Raw genomic sequence first — 2,065 nt, 5'->3', positions numbered from 1 at the left:
GCGGCGGTGTTGGTGTCATAGACGCTGACGCCGTATCCGGCCGCCAGCAGGCGCTTCGCCATCGGCGTTCCCATCCTGCCGGCGCCAGCCAGGCCGAGCTTGAGATTGTTCATTGTCGTCTCCATGCGATTGTGACGAACGCCCCGAAAATTTTCGACCGTCGGGGCCGTCGATCAAAGGGCGCTCACGGCGCTCCGGGGATCGGGTCGAGATCGAGGCGCACGATATCGTCCACGCCCGCCAGCGCGGCGGGATAGCGGGCGAGCACCAGCGGATCGTGGCCCGGAATGATGTGGTTCGGCGTGCTGGCGAGCTTCTTCATGGTGGCGTAGCCGTCCAGCATGTCGGTTGCGCTCTCCAGCACCGGGAAAGGCCGGTTCTGCTCGAAATTGGCGTAGAAATGCGATGCGTCGGAGCCGAGCACGACAAAGCCGCGCCGCGTCTTCACCCGGATCACCTGCAGGCCCTTCGAATGGCCGCCGACACGATGCACGGTGAGGTTGGGCGCAACCTCCGAGACGCCGTCATGGAAGGTCACGCGCCCGGCATAGAGCTTGCCGATCATGCTGGCCACGTCTTCATAGTCGAATGGATGCCTGAGATAATTGTGGCACATGCAGCGGCCCGTGCAGTAGGCCATTTCCACGTCCTGGACGTGGTAGCGGGCTTTCGGGAACAGCTCGTGATTGCCGGCATGATCGAAATGCATGTGCGAGATGATGACATCCTCGACCTTGTCCGGATCGATGCCGATCATCTTCAGCCCCTCGCCGACCGGGCGCAGCAGGTTGCGCTGGCGCCGGTCCGCGACTTTCGCGTCGAAGCCCGTGTCGAACACGAAAGTGCGTGACTTGCCGACGATCGCCCAGACGAAATAGTCGAGCGGCATCGGGCCGTCATGCGGATCACCGCCGATGAAATTCGCGGCCGCGTTGCGGTCGTGGTGGCCGTAACGGATGGCGTAGACTTCGTAGAGGTCGTCCATGGATAGCTCCCTTCAGCTCCGTGCCCGTGCGAGCATGCCGGTCTGCTTCAGCGCCGGTTCAACTTGCCAGCCAGCCGGCCTCGACCGGCAGCACGGATCCGGTCATGTCACGGGCGATCGGGCCGCACAGGAAGACGAGCAGGTCGGAGATGCTCCGCGCCGAGACGAAATTGCCGCCCGGCTGCTTGCCTTCGAGGAACAGCCGCTCGGCCGCCGTCCGATCGATGCCGCGCTCCGCCATCAGCCTCTCCACCCGTTCCTCCGTGCCCGGCGTCAGCACCGAGCCTGGGCAGAGACTGTGACAGGTCACGTCGCGGTCCAGGTTCTCCAGCGCAACGGCGCGGGTCAAGCCGAGGATAGCAGACTTCGTCGTCACATAGCCGACGCGGTCGGTCGTTCCGCGCATGCCGTAGACCGAGGTGATGTTGAAGATCCGGCCGAAATTCCGGCTGCGCATGTCGGGAAGCAGAAGCCGGATGGCGTGGAACGCGGCGGAGAGGTTGACCGCGAGCGCAAGGTCCCATTGCTCGGCCGGGAAATCCATGACCGGCGCGAAGTGCCGGACGACCGCGTTGTTGACGAGGATGTCGATCGGACCGAGCACCGACATCGCGGTGCTGATCAACCCTTCGACCCCCGACCGCGTCGAGAGATCGGCCTTGTGGTAGGCCACGCGGGCGCCCGTCTTGCGGGCGAGGTCATCGCGTTGCGCTTCGATCTGCTCGGCGTCTTCCAGCCCGTGCAGCATGACGCTGCATCCGGCCTCGGCAAGCCTAGCCGCCATCGCCTGCCCGAGACCGGCGGTGGAGCCCGTGATCAAGGCGGTGCATTCGTTGAGCGGCTTCGCCCGGGTGGAGGGCGCGGCCCCCTCGGCTTCCTTAGACAAGCTCAAATCCTGTTCCGCCACTCTGTGAGCATTGCCAAGACCCCTCGTTCCGACCGACAGCCCGCGCGGCGCGCGACTACCATGCAGGTTTCGACTTTATATTGGTACCGGTAACAAAATGCAATCGCGGAAAAGCGGAAAGCAGTGTCGTGCTCCGGTCCAGAGGCGGGTCAGGTGCTCTCGCGCTGGATGAC

3 protein-coding genes are annotated in these 2,065 nt (G+C 64.5%); all 3 read right to left on the bottom strand.

Annotated features, from left to right (window positions below):
• Positions 1-113: NAD(P)-binding domain-containing protein (locus tag EOD07_RS39135; protein WP_281059108.1), on the bottom strand; the 113-nt coding region annotated here is incomplete at its 3' end.
• A gap of 71 nt (positions 114-184) precedes the next feature.
• Positions 185-985 carry an N-acyl homoserine lactonase family protein gene (locus EOD07_RS32245; protein ID WP_040985787.1) on the bottom strand — a complete coding sequence of 267 codons (801 nt, stop codon included), beginning with the start codon at positions 983-985 and terminating at the stop codon, positions 185-187.
• A gap of 58 nt (positions 986-1,043) precedes the next feature.
• Positions 1,044-1,871, bottom strand: coding sequence for an SDR family NAD(P)-dependent oxidoreductase (locus EOD07_RS32240; RefSeq protein ID WP_206519624.1), 828 nt, complete (start codon positions 1,869-1,871; stop codon positions 1,044-1,046).
• Between the last annotated feature and the right edge of the window lie 194 nt (positions 1,872-2,065).

Source organism: Mesorhizobium sp. M2C.T.Ca.TU.002.02.1.1 (assembly GCF_003997225.1).
Note: the sequence above shows the minus strand (reverse complement) of the source record. Positions and strands in the feature narration are given on the sequence as shown.

Bases quoted from the DNA above. Each gene is read 5' to 3' on its own strand.
- EOD07_RS32245 (WP_040985787.1), bottom strand. From the start codon at position 985: ATGGACGACCTCTACGAAGTCTACGCCATCCGTTACGGCCACCACGAC.